The sequence below is a fragment of the Pantoea sp. BL1 genome (assembly GCF_000963985.1).
Taxonomy (GTDB): Bacteria; Pseudomonadota; Gammaproteobacteria; order Enterobacterales; family Enterobacteriaceae; genus Pantoea; species Pantoea rwandensis_B.
The window spans coordinates 73,218-91,638 of the sequence record NZ_JZRH01000007.1 but is presented as its reverse complement, the minus strand read 5'-3'; the positions used below and the strand labels follow the sequence as shown (position 1 = coordinate 91,638).

Here is an 18,421-nt window from a genome sequence, read left to right as displayed (position 1 = left end):
GCATGTTCAGCGGCGGGGGCATTGGCGTGACCTTCGGCAGCGCGTCATCAAAACAGGAGCTGAAGCAGGACGGCACGACTGAGAGCCAGAGCGCCAGCACTATCGGCAGCACCGGCGGGAACGTGACGCTGGTTGCGGGACATGACGCACACATTGCGGGTTCGGACGTGATTGCGAAACAGGATATCAGTGTGGTTGGCGGGTCAGTCACTATCGATCCGGGCAACGACACCCTGACCCGTCGTCAGAGCTTTGAACAGAAGCAGAGCGGCCTGACGCTGCAGCTGACCAGCCCAATAACAGATGCGTTACTGAGCCTTGGGTCCCAGGCAAAAGCGGCCAGCGAGGCGGGGGACGATCGTCTGAAGGCACTCGGCGCAGTGAAAGCGTTAGAAAGCGGCTGGGCAATGTCAGGTGCGGCCGGCCAATCGGCGACAGCGCTGGCGAATGGCGATATGACTAATGCCGGCATTAAAATTTCGCTCAGCGTGGGGGCCAGCAAAAGCAAATCATCATCGGAATACAGCAGCAATACTGTCAGCGGCAGCTCGCTCAGCGGCGGCGGCAATGTCGCCGTAGTAGCGACCGGCGCAAACGGCACCAGCGGCGATGTAACACTGGCAGGCAGCGGGATCACCGGTAACAACGTCACCCTGGCTGCCGCACATGATCTGAACCTGGTTGCCGCCAGCAACAACACCGAGCAGAAGAGCAGTAACAAATCTTCCGGCTGGAGCGCCGGCGTGCACGTCGCCATCGGCCAGGAAACCGGCATTGGCGTACAGGCCAGCGGCTATATGGCCAGCGGCTCAGAGAACGGCAGCAGCACCGCATACGTGAACAGCCGCGTCAATGCCAGAGACAACCTGACGCTGAGCAGCGGCAACGACACGCTGCTGTCCGGCGCACAGGCGCTGGGTAACAGCATCAGCGTGAATGCCGGCAATAACCTGACGCTGACCAGCCTGCAGGACACCGACAGTTATCATAGTCAGCAACAGAGCGCCAGCGGCGGCTTCAGCTTCACTTTTGGCTCAATGACCGGCTCAATCGGGCTGAGCATGAGCAAGAGTAAGGTCAACAGTGAATACGCCAGCGTCGGCGACCAGAGTGGTCTGTTTGCCGGTGACAGCGGTTATGACATCTTCGTCGGTAATCATACGCAGCTGAACGGGGCGGTGATTGCATCAACGGCGGATGCCGCGAACAACAAACTGTCTACGGGCACTCTGGGCTGGGACAGCATCGATAATCATGCCGAATACTCAGCCAACAGCACGTCTGTAGGTATCAGCGGTGGGTATGACAGCAGCATGGCATCAGGTCAGCAGTTCGCGGGCAGCGCACTCCCTGCGGTGGTAAACATGCATGAAAGTGCATCTGGCACCACGCGTTCAGCCGTGGCTGACGGGACGATTATTGTTCGTGATGTGCAGAACCAGAAGCAGGACGTCGCTGGTCTGAGCCGGGATACCGAGAACGCCAATGGCAGCATCGGCAAAATTTTCGACAAAGAGAAAGTCGCCAACCAGATGGCATTTGCACAAGGTGTGCAGGAGCTGGCCGGAAAAGTGGTCGGCGACGTAAAGGCCTATAAGCTGGATGCAGCATCAGCCGAAACCAAAGCACGTCTGTTAAAAGAACACCCTGATTACGCCAGCCTTTCTAAAGAAGACTTCAGTGCGAAGATACAAAACGATCCTGGCTATAGAGCAGTGGCGGATCTGTGGGGCACGGGTGGTACCTATTCGATGGTCGCCACGGCAGTGGCGGGTGCACTGGGGGGCTTAAGCGCGAATAACCTTGGCGCAGCAGCCGGCGGGGCAATGGCACCTTATATTGCCAACGCAATTAAACAGGCTACCACGTCTTATGACACACAGGGCAACCCGCAAACTAACGTGTTGGCGAATACCATGGCGCACGCTGTTGCAGGCGCGGTGCTGGCACAGATATCCGGCAACAGTGTCGCAGCAGGCGCCGCAGGAGCGGCAGGCGGTGAACTGGCAGCGCGGGCGATTGTGAAAGTGATGTATCCGGACACTCAAATTAGCGACCTGACGGAAACCCAAAAGCAAATGGTCAGTACGCTGAGCCAGCTAGTTGCTGGCCTTGCTGGCGGGATTGCGTCAGATTCGTCGATGGGAGGCGGGGCTGGTGCAGAGGCCGGAAAGAATGCGGTCGAAAATAACTTTATGAGCGGCATGGAAGGGTTCAGTACAGGTTTCAAGAAGAATATCCAAGCCCAAGGATCACTGGCAAATAATACTAACATTACAGATGAAACTGGTAAGGTGCTTAACCCGGCAACAACTGAAGAAATTGAATATGTTTCTAATAAGGGGGTGACGGGTGATTTTCCTTCAGGCCAGAACGCAGCAACGGGCTTATTGACGGCATGGGGTGCAGGAGCAACAACGGTTGTGGCACCGATACTGTTGCCAGCTACAGCAACGGCTGGAAGCGTTATAGGTGCAGGTGCAATCGGCGGTTCGGCGAACGTATTTAATCAGTTGAACAGCGGAGGGCCATTCAGTTCGACTGATGCGCTCCTGGCTACTGGTATCAGTGCTTTAACTCAGGGGAAAGGGCTTTGGTTTACAGAAGTTACTAGTATTGCTGGTGCGTTTGTAGGAGCTAAACTACAGGAGCAAGATGTTGCGGCGCCAATGATCGGAGCAGGTTTTGGAACTCTTGGAGGCGCAACTATAGGTAAAGGAGTGGAGAAACTGCAAGCTGCTATTCCACTATTCACTATACCTAAAATAACGGGAGCAGTAGCTGAGTCTGCTGGCTCTGAATATATTGGAAGTTCCACGCAGAATTTAACTGAAAAAGTTAAACAAAAATTGGAGAAAAAGAGTGGTGCAGAAAATGAGAATTAAACTCTTGTTATTGTTAGTCACTTCTTGGACGCTAGGCCTTTTTATCACTCTTATATGTGGTCGGCTGCTCATATCATTAGCATCCTATTTTTTATTGAGTGATTTTGATTTTGATCGAAATGATTTAATAAGAGCAACCGAAATTTCAATCGGATGTGGGGTTATTATTGGCGTAGGACAATGTATTATGTCAAAAAAGAAATCGACCTCGCATTTGAATCCCAAGTAGCATACACATACTAGGCCAACCTAGCCGGGAGATTTGTATAAGTCGCTTACTCTTAAGTTGATCGCAGCGCCTACTCTGTCTCGGCAACGTAGAATGGCTACTTTGCGCACTGGCAGAATTCTGCCAACTCCTATTTGAATACCGTCAATTTGATATTCAATGACTCGACCGCGCTGGAGGCTGACTGGACTTGGGGCCGCGCTAAATTCATCACTTATGCGAGCGAGCGGTTATCGTCGTTATTTGTGTTGCTGCAGAATGAGTTGGGCGGTAAACCCCGCGATGAGCCATTTACGATGTGAACTACTGAGCAGAGTAAGAGGTTTAATGCTAAATGAAAAACTGAAACCGTTTAGCTCAATTAAGTTAAAAGCTTGATAGGCATGTAGATGATTTTGATAGAGATGCATCAAACGCTCAGGACCGACATTTAGTGATCTTTTGAAATAACACGCTCCAAATAAAATTTATCTTTAAAATATATCAAAATATTTATTCATCAGTGAATAGAATATACTCAATGCCAATCCTATTAGAAATGCGCGCAGGGAGAGAAATTCGGATCAATTTTCATGGACGACTTGAGGACAAAACTTAGTAGTGATACGCAAACTGCTGCGTATTAAGACTTAAGTCGGTAATGCGTCGGAAGAGTTGAATGCATTGAATGGTATGAATGGAGCATCGCGTAGAAATGTCGCAACTCCTGATGATTAATTTAACATAATAAGTATTTGGCGCACTTTCATAATCAATTGATAATTATACATAAATAGCATTGTGCGAGCCGAAAAATGTTGCCTCTGCTGCCCCAAAATCCTTATTTAACATCTTTAATCGACTTGACGATACCTAAGGGATTCCCTGCCGAAAAGTTGATTCTCTGTATCGTAAGCAGTGTCATGGCAGCAGCATCTCGCCATGAGCTGCTGCTCACGACGCTGGTGACGGGGCTGGCCAGCGTCTGGATGCTGGCCGTGCTCCTGCCAGTCGTCTAGGCCGCCAGGCCAATACGGAGGCGGGACGTGCGCCCGGCGGAAAAAAGGCAGTGGCCGGCGTAAGGGTCTGATTGCTAACGGCGCATGATTACTCATAATAAAGCTCCGTTTATCATCAGGATCTGACCGTATGCTCCTCAGGAGAAAAAAACACCGTACCCACGGTGAGGATCGCCTGCTCGCCCTTACGCTTGCCACCACGGCTGGCGTCCTCAACGCCATGGCCTTCGGCGCATTTGGCTTCTTCCCCTCCCATATGACGGGTAACACCTCCCAGCTGTCCGCGGAGGCGGGAAGTTATGACCTGCACGGCCTGCTTTTTCTGGCGGTGCTGATCCTGGCCTTCGTGACGGGCGCCACGCTGGCGCGCCTCGCCGTAGCCTTTGGCCTCCGGCGTAACGTGCGCACGGTATTCTGCCTGGTGCTGCTGTGTGAGGGCGTGCTGCTGCTGGCCACCTCGCTGGTTGAAATCCGCTGGTACAGCATCCGCAACAACGGCGAGGTGCTGGTCACGCTCGCGCTGCTGATGGGCCTGCATAACGCCACCTCCACGCAGCTTTCCGGCGGGCGGGTCAGGTCAACGCACGTGACCGGGACCCTGACCGATGCCGGCATGGCGCTGGGCTCCTGGCTCCGGGCTTCGGTGAGCCGCCGCGAGGCGGCCGACGCGCCCGCGCACCGGGCGCTGCTCGGCACGCACCTCGTGACCATCGTTTCGTTCCTGTCGGGGTGCGTGGCCGGCTATTTTCTTTTCGTCCGGTTTGGCTTCAGCGCCATGGCGGGGCTGGCTAGCCTGCTCATCCTCACCGCGCTCGGGGGCATCGCCCGCGCGCTGCATCTGACCGGCTGGCGTTTCTGGTAGCGGCCGGTACTTTCAGCGATGGCGGGGTTTGCAGAGGGCCGGGATCTATATGGAACTTAAGGGATCTAAGTGGAACTGTTATTGGATCGCTCCTGTGTATTTGTGGATAAGATCATTAAGGGGGGAGCATAGCCTGAGCCCACAGGCTATCTCTGGTATCGCTCTGCAGAATGGCTCCCTGCATTTAAGGTATCGGCGGGAGGATTCTGCTGCCTGACATTATGCATTTGCCCTCGCAGGTGACCTGCATGGCATGCATGTTTTCGGTACTTATCCTGGCGTTCGTAGCGGGCGTCACGCTGACGCGCCCCGCCCATCGTCCAGTGGATGGCATTAATGATAAAAAATCATCCTGTCCCTGAGCGGCTAACCTTCATAATTTGTTCCCGCGTGGCCCTACGGGTAAGTATGATCGCCAGAATAGCAGTTGCCCCTCCCAGGGCAGTCGACTCAAACCGGTGCAGAGCAATACCTGTCTGAGGAATGCCGAATCCGGAGATCATGAAAACCACCATTGTGGTGATGAGAAAGCTGAAGAGGCCATACGAGCGATTAATCATTGAATAAGAGAAGGTGAAGGCAGCAAATCCGGTGATAATAAAGCCAGCCATTATGAATAACGAACTGCTGCAATAATCGATAAGGCCGGCTGCCGTAATGCAGCCTGTCAGCGTGCCAAGCACACGTGCCTGCACCCTTGATAACGTATCCCGGTAATTATTTCGCAGGCAGATGAGCAGCGTCATACCCGCCCAGTAGCCATTAGTCAGGTTTAGCAGATGAACTGCCGTCAGCGCACCAGCCATCCCCAGCATGCCGCATATGACTGACCATTGCAGATGGACACGATGTTTGTACTTAACAAGAAAATGCATTAAAAAACGTTTCCACGTGCCCGGGCTGAAATCGCGAAGCTGAAAGTTTCGTCGCTGGAAGATTATTGCCAGAATTATCATCTGTAGTGTTCCGCCTGCGCCGACAAGGCCGGCACGCAGAAGGGCATGCTCCGGGGTTCCGGCAAAGCTGCCCGACACGAGGTAAGTAATTGTCCACTGCTGCAGCATCCACCATGCACTGACATCGATGTTAGCCATCACCACATACAAGCCGGTGAAAAGCAGTGCACCGGCCACATACAGGGAAAATATATTTCCAGTCAGACTACCCAGCCAGGCAGAAAAAATAAGACCCGCCACAGTGGTTGCGAGCAATGACAGTGATGACCCCCCCCATGTTTTGTTTGCTCCGAAAGCAAGGGTAATCGCGCCACCTGTTGCGATACTGGCTGCGGCAACATGGTCGGTTAAATAGCCTGCAACGCTGATAACAATGATGGCGGGCAGGCAGTAAAGCCCCAGCGTAATATCGTGTCGGATACCCGGTTCAGACGGCATGAGATCTCCCGTATACAAACAGAGCTGAATAATGACTGAAAATGAGAAACCCGGCTGTGGCCTTCGTTGATAACACTGTTTACTTCTCCTTTAAAATCCTGTTGATCGGCTTTTAAAATAATTGGTTTTAAGAGCCACTACGGGCAGCTTTCCTTAGGCCTTAATCCGGTTCAGCATTTCTGGCCTGCTCCCGATGAGGAGCAGCACACGCGTGCCTGGCGCGGCGTTGAACCGGCTAATGGGCTCCGGGTCGAGCGTAATTTCGTCCTATGTCAGGCACAACGCGTCAAAATACTCACCACGGCTGCTGTACTGCGCAAATCTTCCACACATGGTGAGCTCCCGCTGTGGCTGTAAGGATAGCGGCTTATACTGATATCAGAGATGTCATCCGGCCTGTACGCGTTGTAGGCAGGCGCTGTCAGGAGCACGTATGAATTACTATCAGAAGCTGAGTCAGCCCGTCGTCAGAGCGGAAATGGCGCATGACTGGCCGCCTGCCGCCTCGCAGTGGCAGACGCTGCTCAGACGGCCGGCAGCCCACCCCTGGCGACAGTGGATAATCGGGCGCGTAAAATACTGCAGGGCGCGCGCATGTGATATGCCCCCGCGACACTGAAGCCAGTAAAACCCGTTTTTTTCACCGCGCTTACCTGCTGTCAGAACGGAGACTGTCTATGGCCTTTCAGAGCCCGGCCCAGAATTACAGAGAGACGCGCCTGAACCTGGGTGACCTCGTCAGCCTCTCCCCTCATTCCACCTATCTGATGCGCAGCGACAGCGATTTTCCTGACGCCGGCATCGTGAAAGGTTCAGTGCTGGCCATCGACCGGGCGCTGGCCGCGACGCATGGCCAGCTCATTGTTGCCGAGGTGGAAGGCGAGCTCACGCTGCGGCGCCTGCTGCTCAACCCCGTTCCCGCCCTGCAGGCGTCGGATGCGGATGAAACCGTCACGCTGATCGACGTGAGCCAGCCGCTGCCGGTGTGGGGGGTGGTGGCCTATGCCCTCACCGACGTGGCCGGGCTGGGATTCAGCGGACCCGCCGGAGAGTGACCATGTTTGACCTTGCGGATGCCAACAACTTTTACGCCTCCTGCGAAACCGTGTTCCGGCCCGACCTGCGCGGCAGGCCCATCGTCGTCGTCTCTAACAACGACGGGTGCGTGATTGCCCGCTCGGCAGAGGCGAAGCGGATGGGCATTAAAATGGCCGCCCCGCTGTTTCAGAACGAGCGTTTCTTCCGCGAGAACGGCGTGCACGTGTTCAGCTCCAACTACGAGCTGTACGGTGACATGTCGGCGCGCATGATGGCCATACTGGGAGAGATGGCGGCCGGGCAGGAAGTCTATTCCATCGATGAGAGCTTTCTGGACGTGACCGGGATTGGCAGCCTGATCCCGCTGGAGTCGTTCGGCCAGCAGATGCGTGCGCGTATCCGGCAGGAAACGGGGCTGATTATCGGCGTGGGCTTCGGGCCGACCAAGACGCTGGCCAAGCTCGCCAACCACGCGGCCAAGAAGTGGACGAAGACAAACGGCGTGGTGGATTTGTCCGAACGGAGCCGGCAGCGGAAGCTGCTGCAGCTGACTGACGTCAGCGACGTCTGGGGCATCGGGCGGCGCATCAGCGTGCGCATGAACCAGCTGGGCATCACCACGGCTCTGCAGCTGGCCGACAGCAACGTCAGCATGATACGAAAGAACTTTGACGTCATCACCGAGCGCACCGCGCGCGGCGGAAAAGCTCAGGGAACAGGACGCCCGCTGCCGGCACATCAGCGTCTCTATCGCCACGGGCCGGTACGGGGAAGGGCCGCAGTACTCGAACTCCGCATCGTGCATCTGCGACTATCCGACGAATGATACGCGGGACATCATTGATTCCGCGTTGCGGGGTCTGGGTACTATCTGGCGTGACGGCTACCGGTACGCGAAGGCCAGTCTCAACGGCACGGCAAAACTGCGCCAGTTAAATTTTGACAGCGAAGGTTCGTTCGACCTTTCTTTAGCGGCATACTTCCCCGCCACGGATTTCCTATGCCTCAAACAATGTTCTCCCGCAGCAACAATCGGAGGCTGTTACTTGTTGGTATCGTTGGGGAATCAGAACGAGTGTGCCAGCACTTACAATGTACACGAAAAAAGCCGCAACGCGGCTTAGAAGTTAATCTGATTTTTTATCAGCGGGTTCAATAAGCGATTCGATAAATTTCTTTTGCTTATCATTGAGCTTAAGTTGCTTTATTTTTTGTATATCAACGAGCTTAGTGGGCCCATTCACTTGGGCTACTGGTTTATTCTTACCGTTCTCATTGGCGAATGAGATAGCGGTAAATACCACCCCCCAAAATAAAACACAAAATAAAAAAACCATTATCCATGTCTTTCTTCTTATGTTTTTCAATACCCCTTGCTCCAAAAATGCCAAACGAACTACTAAGACAAATCTTAAACTAAGAAAGTTCTTAGTTAGTGGGAAATAAGACATATAGTGCAGAAACGCATGTAATTTTCACCAATTAAAAGCATGATATACTGCATTTGTTGTTTTTAACAACATATTTAAACATACCATATCAGTAATATCTGATAACTTTCTCATTGATCTATAGCAACTACAAAGTGCCTTCACTTGACTACTGAGGGGCAAACACTAACTGTTGATGGCTGTGCTCTGTCCGCTTTACTCTCGACCTTACAAGTAATATGTCAGAGGCCATGCTGTGTATTTAAGTGATTCGCCCGAAATATCTTCTTTAAGAGCATTTTTTATAGATTTTATTCCCCACCTTTCCTCCAGAACTAATGCGAAAGTATACCCCTCAACCTGTATACGGATAGATTCTTTGAGATTTAAATATGAGATGGTTAATGGGCTGTAATGTTAATTCACTGATCCTGTCGTGAGCTTTTACGATCCGCTTCATTTTGTGAGTTTTACTATTGTTGTAATCTCTTCTGCCTGGTTCTGCTGCAAGTCGTTCTATCAGTGCATTCTGTTGATCGTTGCATCACCACTACTGATAAAGTGTGAGGGTCTTATAGCTTGATTGCATTTTCAACAGTTTGTCGCTTTCAGTATTTCCCGCGTATCAGGTATTACACAGCTCCTTATGACCGTCATAAAGATGCCCAAAAGGGTCGCCGTTCATTGGCATGAGGTATTGAGGTGTGAATACGCACCATCCATAACGTCTGAAATCCCGCATCGAGACGGACATTTTTCCACCACACACAATTTCACCTGCGCATAGCCACCCACCTGTGTTTTCAGGCATTCTTCCGCAGGTACCGTCAGGTGCATTAAACAGCTCTCCAGCCGCGCACCAACTGATTAATGTGACAGATTTACCGATATTTTCAGAATTTACTGAGTCAATAACCAGGGCAACGCAACCTGCTTCAAGTACTGCTTTCATTGGTCTCTCTCCATATGATTTCATTTAGGCCGGAGTGACTTTCATAGCTAACCGCAAGTCTGACATCACCTGCCAGTAAGTTTGGTTTGAACTTCAGATGTGTCCGGATCCGGCTATAAATATCATAGGGTCATTATAGATATCCTAGAATGACGTCAGTCATTTCACAAAGATATGCCTTAAGCGCATAATCGGACATGTTATTACAGAGCGCGACTGATGAAATCTTAAGCTTCAGTTCGGCAAAGCGTGCTTTACCTGTCGCTGATGACTCTGGATTGTTGATTACGGCGGTCATGACCGGAAGCGGTTCATTAGGGTCGATACCCTCAGATTAAGCCAGTGCCTTACCGGACAATTTTTTCTCTAGCATTTATTTGTCTTTCAGTTTTCTATTACTTGCGTTCTGGTTTTTGTTTAACACACTCAGGTGTCAGAAAAGCGCTGCAATATCTGATGATACATAAACACTTCGGCAAAACATATGTATGCCCGCCTGTTATGGGGAAGGCTACGTTTATCCTAGCTGAACCTCATGACATTCAACAGGTTATAGCCGCCGAACACATCTTTTACTGATGAATTCAATTTCCTCTTTGAGCAACATGACCTCACCCTTCGTAATACATGAACACAGGGTCTTTTATCTTTTTATCGCGCTCTCAATTTCCCTGGTGCAAAAGTAAGTTATCTGTGCGGGTATGCCCAGGAATGATCAATGCCTAAAGTTGACAGTGTCCCGGTAACAGCCAGACAGACTAATAACAGAGCGAAAATCCCTACTCCCAAAATCTCAATAACTTTAAGAAAATGATGCGTAGTCATAAATACTCCTCTTCTGTTGATATGTTTGAAACGTACCTAATGAAAGTAAGATATTACCGGTAAAGAACAAGCCAAATTTACACGATGAAACATAAAGGAGAACTTATTGATTTTTTTCGCTGCGAAAATTCCCTCCATCCGCAATCCCTGAACAGCCATTGTTACGTTGTTCGCTGTAGCTTAGATGTTGACAACATTGAACATTGTTTTCAAAGCATGTGTTTATCGGTCATGACTATGAAAGTGGAAATTTAACATGCGCAGAAGCGGAGGTCGTACTTCAGACAGAGTTTACGTATGTATATCGCAGCATGGTATAGCTCCGGTTTATCTGCTGAAGGATGGAAGCCAAAATCTGCCCCTCGGTGTCAGATAACACAACAGAATAGTAACTTGCTTAGCGGATCTTTAATAAATATCAAGCCTCTCTCAGTAGATATTGAAAAAATAATCTATTAAAGCCTGTTGAAATGACGTCGATAATACATTGTTGATTTTTTTATTAACTTTTATACCAGGGCTCATATGACCATTACACAGCGATTATTGATGGCGTTTTTTTTGTTGGCTGTATCTCTCTTATCGATTGTTGCCGTTTCTCTTGCAGTGATTTCGGGCTTTCAGGCGCGATTCGAATATGTACAGGCCAATGCGATACCGAGTATCAAGGACCTGAACAAATCCATAAGTACCACGAATCAGCTGGGCATTGCGCTGTACCGTCATCAGACGGCTTTAACGAAAGCTGACCAGGATGCCGCACAAGAAAGGATCAACGACCTGCTTCACACACTGAAGTCACTTACTGATTATTACATGGCGAACGATATCTCCAGTGACGAAGATAAGGCTATGACTGAGCAGGCATTCCGTAACATTGATGCCGTTCGTGCTGCCCTACCCGCGTTCTTAGCTGCCTCAGGCAGTAATAATGATGATGCGGTTTCTTTGGCTCTACTCAGGGGGGACAAAGGTGTGGGTGCTGCCACGAGAGAAATGGAGTCACAATTCACTAAACAAATAGATTTAAATATTCAAATTGGTGATGGACTACGAGTCGTTAATAAGAAAATTTATTCTCAGACGTTCTGGATAATGACCTCTGTATCGGCAGGAGTTATCCTAGTTCTTGGCATATTTTGTATCAATATCGTTCTGGGTATAAAGCGCAGCCTGAACAATCTTCAAAACACAATAACTGACGTTAGCAACCACCTTGATCTGACGCAAGTGGCTTCCGTGATCAGAAATGATGAAGTAGGAAAGACGGCATCGGCGTTTAACAATCTGCTCAAAAGGGTCTCCTCAACGCTTGTATCGGTGAACCAGGCGGCACACTCAGTCAGTACGGGGTCAACACAGATTGCCGCAGGAAACGAGGATCTTTCATCACGTACAGAACAACAGGCGGCGTCGCTGGAACAGACTTCTGCAAGCATGGCTACCCTGAGCGATTCTGTTCGGCAGAATGCTGAGGGAGCTTTTGAAGCAAGCACACTGGCAAACAATGCTAATGATTTATCCCGTCAGAACAGGAACGCAGTCAGTGGGATGCTGGAAACCATGTCCGATATCCGCGGGAGTTCAGCAAAAATTTCTGAAATTACGGGACTGATTGAAGGAATTGCTTTCCAGACCAATATTCTGGCGCTTAATGCTGCGGTAGAGGCCGCGCGCGCCGGTGAACATGGAAGAGGGTTTGCGGTTGTTGCCTCTGAGGTGCGTAATCTGGCACAGCGTTCTTCTACTGCTGCACGTGAGATAAAGGACCTGATTTCACTTTCCGTTTCTCAGGTCGAACAAGGGCTTCAGCAGGCAACGCATGTTGGCGGTAACACAGAGAACGTCACCAGTGCGATTCAGCAAGTTGCAGACCTGGTTAATGAGATTGCGGCCGCAACATCTGAACAGAGCAAGGGCATCGAGCAGGTCCATCTGGCCATCGGGCAGATGGATGAGGTCACCCAGCAAAACGCCTCTTTGGTTGAAGAGGCTTCTTCAGCCTCAAAATCACTCCAGGAACAGGCTGAAACACTGTCAGGACTGGTGTCCACTTTCATCCTTGATAAAAATCAGGCCCATGCCGGGGTAAGTGTCAGGCCGGTAATCAGAAAAAATTCACAATTGCAAAAAATGCCTGATGTGATTGCTGCTAATGTGAGTAAAGTAAACTGGGAAAGTTTTTAAATTCTCCGGCTATTCTTTAAAAACAGGTTTATCATAAGCGCTGGTACGCCAGCGCTTTCCCGAGTTCTTATAGTTAATATTTATGAATCTGAATCTTCTGCACATAAAATGCTCAGAACAGATATGACAAGCTAATACTGTTAAAATTAGCTGACTTTTACGGATAGCTGTCCTGCTTTAACAGGAAAAATCAATCTTAAAAATGGTATTTTCATCAATTGTCCAGAGTCAGAAAGTTGAAGATTTTATAGAAAACAGCACAGTCATTTATCTATTTTGGATTCATAAAACTTCACACAGCGTTAATTTCTAAATGTCCGACACTGATACTCCATTCAACCAGCGTCCTCGGGGGCACACCATCGCCGATGTTAATTTTTTAGTAATTAAAGAATAAGACCTTGAAAAAACTTCGTATCTAAAATTCGCCCAAAGAAACCCTAAATTATAAATAAACAGTGACTTTTTCAGTGCCGAGATTTCAGGGTCATGACTGCCTTATCCATGAACAGTAGGTAGCGTTGCAGGAGAACTAACGCCTGTTAACCCGAGCTGTTTGCTTTAGCTGCAGGGCATTATTATTAACAGAGAAATTATGAAATCCTGTGCTGACGACAAGTCCATGATAAGGCCATTTTTATACAGTTATTGTTACAACTTAATTTAATTCACTGAACTTCTGACTGTAGGCGCCGATAAGACATATCAGTCTTATTTAGTGCCGATGTAAATTAACCAGGAAAAATAATGTTCAAAAAATTACTACAAAAAAAGCCTGCCATAGTACAGGTTAAATCAGCTATATCTGAAGTACCAGATATTCAAGAGCACTACGCATATCACAGTGACACTGAACTACTGAAGTGTGTGATGGAGATAGGGCATGAATGCGTCTGGTACATTGAGTCACCCGACAGGTACAGTGATTCGCCCGTATTTTTATCGCACTCAGCCCGTCGTCTTTTAGGTCTGCCCCCTGATGAAGAACTCGGAACGCATTCTCTTATGCAGAGAGTTCATACACAGCATCAGGATGCTTTCACAGATTTCATTTTCTCTTCACTCAGCCATGGTCCGGCTAAAAAACCGCTTCAGTGCATGGTCAAAACTGACAAAACCAATTTTCAGTGGTTTCTATTTCAGGCAAAGTACTGTGTGGAATTTTCGCCTCCGCGCTTAGTAGGCATTATCAAAAATATTGAACAGCAGACCACTCAGGCACGTCTTTTTGATATTGTTTCCACGCGCTTTGACCTGTCGCGGGAAATGCTCAACGACGGACTTTGGGATCTTGATATCATTGGAGGCAATCCGCTTAATCCTGATAACGTCTTTTGGTGGTCACCGCAGTTCAGAAAACTGCTGGGTTTTGAAACTGTCGAAGAATTTCCGGACGTGATGGACAGCTGGGCTTCACGCCTTCATCCGGATGACAAGCAGGCTGCACTTGACGCTTTCGTTAAGCACCTGATGGACTACAGCGGCAAGACAGGTTTCGATATAGAATATCGCCTTAAGCTTCGCAGTGGTGAATACCGGTGGTTTCAGGCTCGCGGTCAGACAAAGCGCGCGCACGACGGTACTCCGCTCCGTGCCGTCGGGGCGCTGATTGATATTCAAGCCCGAAAAGACCGACGGCTGCATGAAGATAGCGAGGTCAGGAGGAACATTCAGACAGCTGAAGCAGCGAAAGAAATTGCCGAACTGGTCTCAGAGAATGGAAATATTGCTGCACAGATCAAACTTATCTCTCTCAATGCCAGTATCGAAGCGGCAAGGGCGGGTATACATGGGCGTGGCTTCTCCGTAATTGCCAGTGCTATCAGAGGACTTGCGGAAAGGACGGCAGATATAACAGGACAAATTTCCCGTCTACAGAAACGCATACAAAGTTTTTCTGATAGTACTGACTAGTTTCATGAGCATTGATTCTCTGACGTTACTTAACCTTCTTCACGGACTGACCTTTGGACTTTTTCATCTGATGAAGGATCAGGAAGGTATACAGCCTTATGTGTTCGAACCTCCTTTAGCAGAAGTGCGCCTTTGCTGGTTGATGAACAATTTACGTCAGCCTGCCAGAGCGTTTTGATTGTGAGGGTCTGGCTGGATCAACTTGCTTATGGTTAACCAATAAGCTGCCTCTTACCGCCTGATGATTCACATTGGGCCTTTTGGCTGAGGTCTGATACCAGAATGCAGACTGCGTATTTAAGACGAGATGCCTGGTTAAGTGCCTCCTCCCGGTCTTGAGCATGGCTAACTGCTTACTCACACAGGAATGTGAGTAAGCACAATTGAGGAATTAGTTGAATACCATTCCGCCATCGATGAGTAGCGATTGGCCGGTCATGTAGTTGGAATCAGGCCCCGCCAGGAATGACACACACGCGGCCACATCTTCCGGCTCGGAGAGTCGGCCCAGCGTAATTCGTTTTGCAAACTCTTGCGTGCCAAAGCCTGCTGGTTCCCCCGCAGCTTGAGAGATTTGTCTGTCAATGGATTCCCACATGGGGGTTTTTACAATACCCGGACAGAAGGAGTTAACAGTAATACCTCGATTTGCAAGGTCTTTTGCCGCCGTCTGCGTGAGCCCGCGAACGGCGAACTTACTGGAGCTGTATACGGCCAGATCCGGATTCCCCACATGCCCTGCCTGAGAGCAGGCGTTGATGATTTTACCGCCGTGTTTCTCCGCGACAAACGCGCTGATTGCTGCCTGCATACCCCAAATCACACCCTTGACGTTGACATCATAAACCTTATCGATGATCTCCTCGGTGATATCCGCTATAGGAGTTGATGGCGCAATACCAGCATTGTTCACAATTACATTAAAATCCCCCAAAACATGGCGTGCTTCATTAACGGCATGAAAGACCTGCTCGCGCTGGGTGACATCAACCCTTAGTGCTATAGCTTTTCCTCCCGACCGGACTATCTCATCAGCGACATGCTGTGCTGTTTCGACATTGAAATCCGCGATGGCAACCGCAAAGCCGTCTTTAGCCAGGCGGATGGCAATAGCTGAGCCGATACCCTGGCCGGCTCCGGTCACAAATGCGACTCTGTTTTTCATAATATTTTCCTTTTTAAATCAGAGGATTTGGCTCAGGTGCAACTGACTCATCAGCAGCGGGTTGTCGCTATAGTCGACCGGGATTGCAACCACTGCAGGGCCGCTGACATCCATCGCGCTGCGTAACGTTGCCTCGAGTTCTTCTGCACAGTTAACTGCGAAACCGGTGGCGCCGAATGCTTCGGCATAGGCTTTAAAGTTAACCGGGCCGAAGTTGACGCCTGATATACGCTGATACTTTTTATCTTCCTGCATCGCGACCATGTTGTAGGCGTTATCGACCCAGATGATGTGCAGAATATTGGCTTTTAGCCTGACGGCAGTTTCCAGCTCCATGCTTGACTGCAGAAATCCGCCGTCCCCGGAGACCGACACGACTTTGCGTGAAGGATCAACTAACCAGGCTCCGATAGCCCATGGCAGAGCGACACCCATAGTCTGCTGTCCGTTGGAAATCATAATCTGGCGCGCCCGGAAACTGTACAGATAACGCGCTATCCAGATATGGAAGCTGCCCATATCAACGGTAAGACTGATATCAGAGTTAACGATGTCCTGCATCGCACGTACGATGCGCAGTGGGTGCAGTGCAAACTGATTCAGGCTGGCGCCTTGCATGGCCAGCAATTGCCGTTGGTGCTGTCGGTCTTCCAGTACAGAAGAAGCGGCGTTGCTGAGTTGAAGTGGTAAGTGAATGTGCGCGGCAATCTTGCCTACGGTCTGCGCTATATCGCCCACTAGTTCAGCGTCGGGTAGATAGTGGTTATCTGTATCAGCTGGTAACACATCAATATGCACCAGAATCGCTTTACCACTGTTCCACATGGCCGGTTCATACTCTACCGGGCTGTAGCCAATAGTGATGATCAGGTCAGCCTGCTGCAACAATCTGTCACCGGCCTGGTTATTAAATAATCCTACACGACCTGCGAACCGAGAGAAGTTCTCCTGTTTGACCGCGCCTGCAGCTTGATATGTACTGGTCGCAGGGATCTGGCTTTTTGACAGTAATTCATGGATTGCGGCACTGTTTTCTGGCTGGCTGGCCATCAGTCCCAGCAAAATGACAGGATTTTTTGCCCGGCTTATTTCCTGGCCGACAGCGGCAATCAGGCCATCGGGAGCGGCACCCAGCTTGACGTGCCCATGGTTTTTCAAAGGGCTACCGGAAACAGGCTGATCGATAACATCCTGTGGCAGGCTGATAAATGCTCCTCCGCCGCGTCCATTTTCAGCATGACGAAAGGCATTCGACACACATTCGGGCAGTGCGGCAGGGTCTGTCACCTCAACAGCATATTTAGTGACCGGACGAAACATCGAAACGGTGTCCATGCTCTGGTGAACCTGTTTGGCGCTATCCGACCGTTTAACCGCTCCTCCTATTGCCACCACCGGATCCCCTTCACTGGTAGCGGTTGCCATACCGGTAATCAGGTTAGAGCAACCCGGGCCGGAGGTAACGAGTGCGACACCTGCATGTCCCGTCAGTCTGCCTACCGCGGCGGCCATAAAGGCGGCATTTGCTTCATGCCTTACGGGGATTAGCTGAATGGGTGAATCCAGCAGTGAATCGAATACTTTGTCTATTTTGGCTCCGGGGATCCCAAACACCTGTTTTACACCTTGTGCTTCAAGCTGCGCGACAACTAAATCGGCGCCGCTATTCCAAATAGCATTATTGTTCAACGTTTTCATTTTGCCTCCTGCTGTTAGCTTTCGACGGACCGAATTGCTTCATCAAGATTGTGAGGATTGAGCTCTGCCCGAAGAAATTCGTTGTCTCTGGGTAATTCAACGATAAGCTTGCTAATCGCGCCGAAGGTCAGATTTCCCTCTCTGAGCACGTAATCGAGGATGTGCCCACCACCCTGCCGGTCATCAGTAATGAAGTGCTCGTGATAACCTGCTACGTTGATCCCTTGCATGTATTGCGGTGTGCGAAAGCCGATTAATTCACCCAGGGTGTCCTTGAAGGTGAATTTGGTCTGATTGCCCAGTACTTCAGGCATCGAGCGATAAGGACGGCACTGACAGGGTACTGTTCGTGTCTGAACAGTATGGAAATGTCCGCTGATGCGCATGGCGCAGAATTGATTGTCTGAGGTGACTTTGCTGTTGATAACCTGATGAACATCTTCTCGTGTAGCAGTTTCGGCTAGGCGGTGATGATACTCTGGTTTGAAAAAGGTCATCACAGCAAAAGGCGTCTTTTGTCCGGGATTAGCAGGGTTGGCGGTGCCATCAGAGCGTAGTTGATAAACATTACTGTCAAAGGCAATGAGTTCTCCATCCAGCCGATTAAAGGTCCCCAGACCAAAGTCACCTTGTTTCAGCAGCTCGGAAACTGTAGTTGAACCGTCATAAACCCCACTAAGTAATGCGCTCATAAGTGAAGTCTGATAGATGATTTTTTCTGGTGAATCATCATTAATTTTTTTAACAGTTTCTCTCAACTGTTCATCGCATTTAGACTCAGATACAAAGTTATACATTTGCCACCTCGCAAATCGATAGTTAAGCCGTCTTAATGTCATCTTGG

General features: G+C 49.9%; 13 protein-coding genes. 7 read left to right on the top strand and 6 right to left on the bottom strand.

Going from position 1 to position 18,421, the window contains the following annotated elements:
* A partial coding sequence (locus tag VH86_RS04925; protein WP_045832122.1) for a hemagglutinin repeat-containing protein occupies window positions 1–2,885 on the top strand: 2,885 nt, incomplete at its 5' end.
* A gap of 1,357 nt (window positions 2,886–4,242) precedes the next feature.
* A complete protein-coding gene (locus VH86_RS04920; protein ID WP_045832121.1) occupies window positions 4,243–4,974 on the top strand; it encodes a YoaK family protein in 732 nt (243 codons plus the stop codon).
* 347 nt (window positions 4,975–5,321) lie between these two features.
* Here the strand turns inward: VH86_RS04920 and VH86_RS04915 are convergent, their stop codons facing one another.
* Window positions 5,322–6,368: an FUSC family protein gene (locus tag VH86_RS04915; protein ID WP_052696555.1), complete on the bottom strand. Its 1,047-nt coding sequence runs from the start codon at window positions 6,366–6,368 to the stop codon at window positions 5,322–5,324.
* 677 nt (window positions 6,369–7,045) lie between these two features.
* Between VH86_RS04915 and VH86_RS04905 the strand changes: the two genes are divergently transcribed.
* From VH86_RS04905 to VH86_RS26335, 3 genes are read left to right on the top strand one after another with little or no spacing between them, the layout of a single operon-like run.
* Window positions 7,046–7,423 carry a phage repressor protein gene (locus VH86_RS04905; RefSeq protein WP_045832120.1) on the top strand — a complete coding sequence of 126 codons (378 nt, stop codon included), beginning with the start codon at window positions 7,046–7,048 and terminating at the stop codon, window positions 7,421–7,423.
* A 2-nt stretch (window positions 7,424–7,425) separates the two neighbouring features.
* Window positions 7,426–8,232: a Y-family DNA polymerase gene (locus tag VH86_RS04900; protein WP_052696553.1), complete on the top strand. Its 807-nt coding sequence runs from the start codon at window positions 7,426–7,428 to the stop codon at window positions 8,230–8,232.
* Window positions 8,144–8,530, top strand: coding sequence for a hypothetical protein (locus tag VH86_RS26335; protein WP_369800307.1), 387 nt, complete (start codon window positions 8,144–8,146; stop codon window positions 8,528–8,530). Before VH86_RS04900 ends, VH86_RS26335 begins: the two co-directional genes overlap by 89 nt.
* 3 nt (window positions 8,531–8,533) lie before the next feature.
* Here VH86_RS26335 and VH86_RS04895 read toward each other — a convergent pair whose 3' ends face one another.
* Both VH86_RS04895 and VH86_RS25675 read right to left on the bottom strand, forming a co-directional pair.
* The gene (locus tag VH86_RS04895; protein WP_052696552.1) at window positions 8,534–8,857 is read right to left on the bottom strand and encodes a hypothetical protein; all 324 of its coding nucleotides are present in this window, start codon (window positions 8,855–8,857) and stop codon (window positions 8,534–8,536) included.
* 604 nt (window positions 8,858–9,461) lie between these two features.
* Window positions 9,462–9,788, bottom strand: a complete 327-nt coding sequence (locus tag VH86_RS25675) for a hypothetical protein (protein ID WP_156150561.1) — start codon at window positions 9,786–9,788, stop codon at window positions 9,462–9,464.
* Between the two features lie 1,350 nt (window positions 9,789–11,138).
* Between VH86_RS25675 and VH86_RS04890 the strand changes: the two genes are divergently transcribed.
* Together VH86_RS04890 and VH86_RS04885 are read left to right on the top strand one after the other, a co-directional pair.
* Window positions 11,139–12,800 carry a methyl-accepting chemotaxis protein gene (locus VH86_RS04890; protein ID WP_045832119.1) on the top strand — a complete coding sequence of 554 codons (1,662 nt, stop codon included), beginning with the start codon at window positions 11,139–11,141 and terminating at the stop codon, window positions 12,798–12,800.
* 747 nt (window positions 12,801–13,547) lie between these two features.
* Window positions 13,548–14,714 (top strand): PAS domain-containing methyl-accepting chemotaxis protein, encoded by a 1,167-nt coding sequence (locus tag VH86_RS04885; protein WP_045832118.1) that lies wholly within the window; start codon window positions 13,548–13,550, stop codon window positions 14,712–14,714.
* 391 nt (window positions 14,715–15,105) lie between these two features.
* Here the strand turns inward: VH86_RS04885 and VH86_RS04880 are convergent, their stop codons facing one another.
* The 3 genes from VH86_RS04880 to budA are packed head-to-tail and all read right to left on the bottom strand — an operon-like array spanning window position 15,106 to window position 18,374.
* Entirely contained in the window at window positions 15,106–15,879 is a 774-nt protein-coding gene (locus VH86_RS04880; protein ID WP_034823407.1) for a (S)-acetoin forming diacetyl reductase, read from the bottom strand.
* 18 nt (window positions 15,880–15,897) lie between these two features.
* A complete protein-coding gene (gene alsS / locus VH86_RS04875; protein WP_045832117.1) occupies window positions 15,898–17,577 on the bottom strand; it encodes an acetolactate synthase AlsS in 1,680 nt (559 codons plus the stop codon).
* Window positions 17,578–17,591: 14 nt separating this feature from the next.
* Window positions 17,592–18,374 carry an acetolactate decarboxylase gene (gene budA, locus VH86_RS04870; protein WP_045832116.1) on the bottom strand — a complete coding sequence of 261 codons (783 nt, stop codon included), beginning with the start codon at window positions 18,372–18,374 and terminating at the stop codon, window positions 17,592–17,594.
* Between the last annotated feature and the right edge of the window lie 47 nt (window positions 18,375–18,421).

Excerpts from the sequence above, each read along its gene's own strand:
- VH86_RS04920 (WP_045832121.1), top strand. The coding sequence starts at position 4,243 with ATGCTCCTCAGGAGAAAAAAACACCGTACCCACGGTGAGGATCGCCTG.
- VH86_RS04915 (WP_052696555.1), bottom strand. The coding sequence starts at position 6,368 with ATGCCGTCTGAACCGGGTATCCGACACGATATTACGCTGGGGCTTTAC.
- VH86_RS04905 (WP_045832120.1), top strand. The coding sequence starts at position 7,046 with ATGGCCTTTCAGAGCCCGGCCCAGAATTACAGAGAGACGCGCCTGAAC.
- VH86_RS04900 (WP_052696553.1), top strand. The coding sequence starts at position 7,426 with ATGTTTGACCTTGCGGATGCCAACAACTTTTACGCCTCCTGCGAAACC.
- VH86_RS04895 (WP_052696552.1), bottom strand. The coding sequence starts at position 8,857 with ATGTCTTATTTCCCACTAACTAAGAACTTTCTTAGTTTAAGATTTGTC.
- VH86_RS25675 (WP_156150561.1), bottom strand. The coding sequence starts at position 9,788 with ATGAAAGCAGTACTTGAAGCAGGTTGCGTTGCCCTGGTTATTGACTCA.
- VH86_RS04890 (WP_045832119.1), top strand. The coding sequence starts at position 11,139 with ATGACCATTACACAGCGATTATTGATGGCGTTTTTTTTGTTGGCTGTA.
- VH86_RS04885 (WP_045832118.1), top strand. The coding sequence starts at position 13,548 with ATGTTCAAAAAATTACTACAAAAAAAGCCTGCCATAGTACAGGTTAAA.
- VH86_RS04880 (WP_034823407.1), bottom strand. The coding sequence starts at position 15,879 with ATGAAAAACAGAGTCGCATTTGTGACCGGAGCCGGCCAGGGTATCGGC.
- alsS (WP_045832117.1), bottom strand. The coding sequence starts at position 17,577 with ATGAAAACGTTGAACAATAATGCTATTTGGAATAGCGGCGCCGATTTA.
- budA (WP_045832116.1), bottom strand. The coding sequence starts at position 18,374 with ATGTATAACTTTGTATCTGAGTCTAAATGCGATGAACAGTTGAGAGAA.